This is a genomic window from Geodermatophilus chilensis, assembly GCF_002802985.1.
Taxonomy (GTDB): Bacteria; Actinomycetota; Actinomycetes; order Mycobacteriales; family Geodermatophilaceae; genus Geodermatophilus; species Geodermatophilus chilensis.
The window spans coordinates 1-6,906 of the sequence record NZ_NVPT01000222.1; the positions used below are offsets into that span (position 1 = coordinate 1).

The window sequence follows — 6,906 nt, forward strand, 5'->3', positions numbered from 1 at the left end:
AGATGTGTATACGACACAGGTGCTGGGCCTGGGCCTGGGGCTCCTGGTGGTCGCCGTCGACCTGCGGGTGTTCGCCGCCGTCGGCACCGACGGGCCCGGCTTCACCGCCGTGGAGACCGCCCGCTCGGGCGCCCTGCTGGCCGCACCGCTGCTGGCCACCGCCACGGCGGCGGTCGCGCTCCCGGCACCCCTGGCCGCCGCCGCGGTCCTGATGGCGGCGGCCGCCCTGGTGTCCACGCTCCTGCGGGACGCCGCCCCCTCCCCCGCTCCCGTCGCACCCGATCTCGTCCCCGTCCCGGAGGTCCTGGATGAACCCGCCCGCTGACGTCGCCGACCCGACCTGGCAGGACGCCGGCCGGCGCCTGGTGGCCAAGGCGCTGGCCGAGCTGTCCTACGAGCAGCTGCTCACCCCCGTCCCCGACGGACCGGGCAGGTGGCGGCTGGAGCTCCCCGGAGCGCCGGTCCACCGCTTCCGCGGCCGCCGGGGCGGCTTCGGCACCTGGCGGATCGACCCCGGCAGCGTGCTGCGCGGCGACCGGCCGGCGCTGGACCCGGTGCGGTTCGTGCTCGACGCCCGCCCGGTGCTCGGCCTCGACGGTCCGACCACCGCCGAGGTGGTGCGCGAGCTGACCGCGACGCACGCCGCCGAGGCCCGGCTGCTGGCCGAGGGCCGGCCGGCCGCGGCGCTGGCCGACCTGCCCTACGCCGAGCTCGAGCAGCACCTGACCGGTCACCCGGTGCTGGTGCTCAACAAGGGCCGGCTGGGGTTCGACGCCGCCGACCTCGACCGGTACGCACCCGAGTCGCGCAGCACCGTCCGGCTGCGGTGGTACGCCGCGCACCGCTCGGTCGCCGGCTTCCAGGCCGTGCCCGGGCTCGACCAGGCGCGGCTGCTCGCCGAGGAGCTCGACCCGGCGACCCGGCAGGCGTTCGCCGCCGCGCTCGCCGGCCGCGTCGCCGACCCGGCCGCCTACGTCTGGCTGCCCGTGCACCCCTTCCAGGACGAGACCGTCGTGCGCACCCTGTTCGCCCGGTACCTGGCCGACCGGCGGCTGGTGCCGCTGGGCGAGGGGCCGGCGGACTACCGGCCGGTGCAGTCGGTGCGCACGCTGGTGGCCCCCGGCCACCGGGACGTCAAGACGCCGCTGCTGATGCGCAACACCCTGGTGTGGCGCGGGCTCGGGACCCGCGCGACCGCGGCCGCCCCCGACGTCAGCGCCTGGCTGGCGAGCCTCCCGGCCGGGGACCCCGAGCTGCGGGCCACCGGGCTGGGGCTGCTCGGCGAGGTCGCCAGCGTGGTCGTGTCCCACGACCTGTACGACGAGGTCGACGACGTGCCCTACCGCTACCGGGAGCTGCTCGGCGCGGTGTGGCGCGAGCCGGTCGCCGCCCACCTGCGGCCGGGGGAACGGGCGCGGTCGCTCGCGGCCCTGCTGCACGTCGACCCCGCGGGGCGGGCCGTCCTGACCGAGCTCGTCGCCCGCTCCGGCCTGACCCCGCGGGACTGGCTGGCCCGGCTGTGCGAGGCGCTGCTACCGGGGCTGCTGCTCTGCCTCACCCGCCACGGCGTGGCGTTCTGCCCACACGGGGAGAACACCGTGGTCGTCTACGACACCGGCGACGTGCCGGTGCGGGTGCTGGTCAAGGACTTCGCCGAGGACGTCACGCTGCTGCCCGGCCGCGACTACCCGGGGCTGTCCGAGCGGGCCGACCGGGTGCTGGTGCGCTGGCCGGCGCAGGAGATGGCGCACAGCATCACCAGCGCCGTCCTCGCCGGGCACTTCCGCTTCCTCGCCGGCGTCGCGGAGGACCACCTGGGCGTCCCGGAGGACGCCTTCTGGGCGCTCGTGCGGGACACCCTGCTGGCCTGGCGGGCGGGTCACCCCGACCTCGCCGAGGCCTTCGACGCCCTGGGCCTGCTCGTCCCCGAGGTCGAGCGGGTCGCGCTCAACCGGGAGCACCTGACCGGCGGCGGGTTCCACGACCGCGCCGACCGCGACGCCGCTCCCGACGTCGTCCACGGCTTCGCGCCCAACCCGCTGGCCGCCGTCCCCGCGGAGGTCCCGGCGTGACCACCCTCGAGGAGCTGCGCGCCCAGGTCGACGCCGGGCGGGTCGACGAGGTCGTCCTGGCGCTGCCCGACCTCGCCGGCCGGCTGCAGGGCACCCGGCTGTCGGCCCGGCACTTCCTGGACAGCACGGTGACCGACGGGTTCGGCGCCTGCACCTACCTGCTGACCACGGACGTCGACATGGCCGTCACCGCCCCCTCGGCCGAGCTCGACCCCGAGGGCACCGGCTACGGCGACATGGTCCTCGTCCCGGACCTGGCCACCCTGCGGCCGCTGCCCTGGGACCCCGGCACCGTCCTGGTGCTCGCCGATGCCCGCCATCCCGACGGCAGCCCGGTCCAGGTCGCGCCCCGGCAGGTGCTGCGGACGCAGGTCGAGGCGCTGGCCGCGCACGGGCTCGTCCCCCTGGCCGGGGTGGAGCTGGAGTTCCGGGTCTTCACCGAGTCCTACGCGGCCGCCGAGGCGGCCGGGTGGTCCCGGCTCACCCCCGCCACCCGCAGCGGCGTCGACTACGCCCTGGTCGGGCTGGAGCGCATGGACGCGCTCACCCGCCGGCTGCGCCGGGAGACCGTCGCCGCCGGGCTGCGGCTGGAGTCGGCACGGGGCGAGTGCGCGCCCGGCCAGTACGAGATCGTCTTCCGGTACGACGAGGCCCTGGCCGCCGCCGACGCGGCCGCGTTCTACAAGACGGCGGCCAAGCAGATCGCCGCGCAGGAGGGCATGGCGCTGACCTTCATGCCCAAGTACGACGCCGCCGAGGGCAACTCCTGTCACCTGCACGTCAGCCTCCGGGGCCTCGACGGCACGCCGGTGCTCGCCGGGGACGGCGCGCACGGGGAGTCCCCGCTGCTGCGCCGCGTCCTCGCCGGCCAGCTCGCCTGCCTGCGCGAACTGACCCTGCTGTTCGCCCCGACGGTCAACGCCTACAAGCGGTTGAGCCCGGGGGCCTTCGCGCCCACCTCGGTGGCGTGGGGACCGGACAACCGGCTGGCCGCGCTGCGTCTGGTCGGCTCGGGCCCGTCGCTGCGCATCGAGCACCGCGTCCCGGGCGGTGACGCCGACCCCCACCTGGCCCTGGCCGCCGTGCTCCTCGCCGCCCGGCACGGCATCGAGGGCGACCTGCCGCTGGCCGACCCGGTGCGGGGCGCGCCCGGTCCGGGAGCGCCGACGCTGCCGACCTCCCTGGCCGAGGCCGCCGACCTCCTCGACGGCAGCGAGGTCGCCCGCAAGGGCCTCGGCGACGGCGTCGTCGACGCCCTCGTGGCCGCCGCCCGCGCCGAGTGGGCCGCGTACTCGCGGACCGTCACCGACTGGGAACGGGCCCGCGGCTTCGAACGCCGGTGACGGGGGCGATCACGCTCCCGGACCCGCTGCGACACGTCCCGCACGACCACGCCCTCGCCCCGGCCGTCTGCGAGCGGGAGTGTCCGCGGCGCTCGGCCCGGCCCGGCGCGGGTCGGCTCACGAGGGGTCCGGGACGCTCCCCGGCGAACGTTCCAGCAGGGGCATCATCACGCCGTCGACCACCGCGTCCACCTCGGCCGCATCGAGGGCCCGGGTGGTGAACAGCCACCGCTGGATCAGCACGCCCGGCCCGGCCTCGGCGCCCAGGGACGCCCCGGCGCCGGGCGCCACCTCGCCGCGGGCGACCGCCCGATCGAACACCTCGGCGAACGCCGCCCGCCACCGGGCGAGCGGGCCGCGCTCGTACGCCGCGGCCAATGCCGGCTCGCTCGGCAGCACACCCAGCAGGGCACGGCTGGCCCGCCCACCGGCACTGTTCAGCACCTCCACCAGCGCCCTCAGCAGCAGGTGCAGGTCGCTGCGGAGGGAGCCGGTGTCCGGCACCGCGAGGAGGTCCTGGCTGGCGTCCTCGATGAGACTGACCAACAGCTCCTCCTTGCTGCGCCAGCGCCGGTAGATCGTGGCCTTGCCGACCCCGGCGGTGCCGGCGACGACGTCCATGGTCATCCGGTGGTAGCCCATGTCCTCGATGACCTGGAGGGTCGTCCGTCGGATCACCTCGTCCAGGGACGGGTCCCGGCGCCGACCACCCGGGTGGCGCACCGCTCCCTCACGACGCTCGTCGCTGGTCACGGACGGACCGTACCCACCGCCGACCGACCCGGCTCGACCTCCCCGCGGGAGGTCACCGCCCCGGCGGACGCCGGCCGTGGGGTCAGCCGGCCCGGTGCCCGAAGGTCGTCAGGCGGACGCTCTCCGGGAGCGCCTCGAGCGCGGCCAGCAGGTCCGGGGGCAGCGCCGCGCTGACGTCGGTGACCGCGTACCCCAGCTCGCCGCGGGTGGCCAGCACCTGGCCGTCCACGTTGAGGCCGTGCTCGCCGACCAGTGCGTCGACGCGCGCCAGGACGCCGGGCACGTTGCGGTGCAGCAGCGCGAACCGGGCCGCCGAGGAGCCGTGCAGGGCCACGGTGGGCAGGTTGACGCTCAGCGTCGTCGTCCCGGTGCGGGTGTAGTCGACCAGCTTGCCGGCGACGAACCGCCCGATGTCGTGCTGGGCCTCCTGGGTCGACCCGCCCACGTGCGGCGTGAGGATGACGTTGGGCAGCCCGCGCAGCACCGAGCCGAACGCGTCGCCCTGCTCGCGCGGCTCGTCGGGGAACACGTCGACCGCCGCACCGGCGATGTGGCCGCTGAGGATGTGGTCGCGCAGCGCCTCGTGGTCGACGACGAACCCGCGGGAGAGGTTGAGGAACAGGCTGCGCCGGCGCATCCGGGCGAACTGCTCGGCGCCGAACAGCCCCGCGTTGCCCGCCCGCCCGTCGACGTGCAGCGTCACGGTCTCCGCGCGCTCGAGCAGCTCCTCCAGGCTGCCGCAGGCCTGCGCGTTGCCCAGCGCGAGCTTGTCCTCCAGGTCGTAGAACAGCACCCGCATGCCCAGCGCCTCGGCCAGCACCGACAGCTGGCTGCCGATGTTGCCGTAGCCGACGATGCCCAGGGTCCGCCCGCGGACCTCGTGGCTGCCGGCCGCCGACTTGTCCCAGGTCCCGGCGTGCAGCGCGCGGTCCCGGTCGACCAGCCGCCGGGCCAGGCAGATGATCTCCGCGATCGCCATCTCCACCACGCTGCGGGTGTTGGAGTACGGCGCGTTGAACACCGCCACCCCGGCCGTGGCGGCCGCGGCCAGGTCGATCTGGTTGGTGCCGATGCAGAAGGCCCCGACCGCGGCCAGGCCGGGACGACGGCGCAGGACCTCGCCGGTCACCTGGGTCTTGGACCGGATGCCCAGCACCTCGACGCCGTCGAGCGCGGCGACCAGGTCGGCCTCGTCCAGCGCTCCCCGCAGCGACTCGACCTCGTAACCGGCCGAGCCGAGCAGGTCGGCCGCCACCGGGTCGATGTTTTCCAGGAGCAGGGCTCTCGGCACGTGCAGGGGCCTCCTCGACCGCGGGACCGCCGACACCCGCCGACAGCCTCGGTCCCCCGGCGGGCACGGCGGACGACGCACGTGCCGGTCAGGTCGAGGCGCGGGCGTGCACCGGTCCGGAATGGTGGACCAGACGAGTATCCCGGCGGGCCGGACGGGCCTCGCGACCGGTCACCGCGGCTCCGGCCCCGACCGGGCCCGGGCGGCGCCGAGGTGGTGCGTCAGGACCTCGCCCAGCGCGGCGGCGTCGACGGCGACCGTGACGATCGTCGCCCCCTCGGCGGCGTAGTCGGCGGCCTGCTCCCCGCTGTACGCGTGGACGCCGACGGGCACCCCGGCGGCGACGGCCCGGGCGACGATCGAGGACAGCACGCCGCGCAGCTCCTCACGGTGGTCCTCGCCGGTCAGCCCCAGCGCCAGGGACAGGTCGCCCGGACCGACGTACACGCCGTCGAGCCCCTCGACGGCGAGGACGGCGTCGAGGTCGTCCAGCGCGGTCGCGGACTCGACCATCACGACCACCAGGGGCTGCTCGGCCCCGCCGGAGAGGCGTCCGATCGACCGCCTCCCGGCCGGGGCGTACCGGCAGGCGGCGACGACCTCCCGGGGGTGGTCGGCGTCGCGCACGTTGGGCACGAGAACGCCGCGGGCGCCCAGGTCCAGCGGACGGCCGACGTCGGCGAAGGCGGGGCTGCGGGTCCGGACGAGCGGCACCGAGCCCGCCGCGGTGACCGCCGCCGCCACGCCGGGCAGCCCGGCCTCGGCGGTGGCGCCGTGCTGCAGGTCGACGACGACGAAGTCCGGGCCCGTCCGCGCCAGCACCTCACCGGTCACGGCACCGGGCAGCAGGCTCCACAGGCCGTGACACGGCTGCCCGGCGGACCACCTCCGCCGCAGGTCGGCCTCGCTGATCGCCATCCCGGGCCCTCCCCCTCTCGCCGGCGTCGGACACCGCCCGGTACCCCGCCGGGGAGATCCTGCTCTGGGGCCCGGGCGCGCGACCGGGTGGCGCGGGCGAGGGCACACCTACACGGGCAGCCGGCTCGCCCGGCGCAGCGCGGCCAGGCCGTCGGGTGTGCCCGGCCAGTGCCGGTCGATCGCTGCCGGGCCGGCGCGGCGGACCACCGAGCGCAGCACCAGGGCGACCACGATCGCGTCGTCGGCGTGGCCGAGCACGGGCACGAAGTCGGGCACGAGGTCGATCGGCATGGCCAGGTAGGCCAGCAGCAGCCACAGCCGCACCCGGACGCCGCGCGGCAGCGTGCCGTCGCCGGCCAGCCGGCGCACGAGCCGGAGCACGTCGGGCAGCAGCCGCAGCAACTCCCGCAGTCGCAGCTCGTCCGGGCGGGTCACCCACAACACCGCCATCAGCACCAGCCAGCACAGCAGCAGGCCCCCCAGCACCCCGACCAGCGACCACGCCCAGCTATGTCCCTTATACACATCT

The 6,906-nt window shown here is 76.3% G+C and carries 7 protein-coding genes; 3 read left to right on the plus strand and 4 right to left on the minus strand.

The genetic code is table 11. From position 1 onward, the window contains the following. The 3 genes from CNO22_RS24485 to CNO22_RS24495 form a co-directional block, all read left to right on the plus strand. Positions 1-325 (plus strand): hypothetical protein (locus CNO22_RS24485; protein WP_232807326.1); only part of this gene is annotated, 325 nt, incomplete at its 5' end. Continuing rightward, positions 309-2,072 (plus strand): IucA/IucC family protein, encoded by a 1,764-nt coding sequence (locus tag CNO22_RS24490; RefSeq protein ID WP_100501863.1) that lies wholly within the window; start codon positions 309-311, stop codon positions 2,070-2,072. The genes CNO22_RS24485 and CNO22_RS24490, both read left to right, overlap by 17 nt. Further along, positions 2,069-3,415 (plus strand): glutamine synthetase family protein, encoded by a 1,347-nt coding sequence (locus tag CNO22_RS24495; RefSeq protein ID WP_100501864.1) that lies wholly within the window; start codon positions 2,069-2,071, stop codon positions 3,413-3,415. Before CNO22_RS24490 ends, CNO22_RS24495 begins: the two co-directional genes overlap by 4 nt. A 117-nt stretch (positions 3,416-3,532) precedes the next feature. On the opposite strand, the gene CNO22_RS24500 is transcribed toward CNO22_RS24495, so the two are convergent. The 4 genes from CNO22_RS24500 to CNO22_RS24515 all read right to left on the minus strand — a co-directional run bounded on the left by CNO22_RS24500 (position 3,533) and on the right by CNO22_RS24515 (position 6,902). Next, on the minus strand, positions 3,533-4,168 hold the full coding sequence (locus CNO22_RS24500; RefSeq protein ID WP_157937104.1) for a TetR/AcrR family transcriptional regulator: 636 nt from the start codon (positions 4,166-4,168) through the stop codon (positions 3,533-3,535). 82 nt (positions 4,169-4,250) lie between these two features. Continuing rightward, positions 4,251-5,459 (minus strand): phosphoglycerate dehydrogenase, encoded by a 1,209-nt coding sequence (serA, locus tag CNO22_RS24505; protein WP_100501866.1) that lies wholly within the window; start codon positions 5,457-5,459, stop codon positions 4,251-4,253. Positions 5,460-5,630: 171 nt separating this feature from the next. Further along, complete coding sequence (locus CNO22_RS24510) at positions 5,631-6,377, minus strand: HpcH/HpaI aldolase family protein (RefSeq protein ID WP_100501867.1); 747 nt, start codon at positions 6,375-6,377, stop codon at positions 5,631-5,633. Between the two features lie 108 nt (positions 6,378-6,485). Beyond that, entirely contained in the window at positions 6,486-6,902 is a 417-nt protein-coding gene (locus CNO22_RS24515; RefSeq protein ID WP_100501868.1) for a YkvA family protein, read from the minus strand. Between the last annotated feature and the right edge of the window lie 4 nt (positions 6,903-6,906).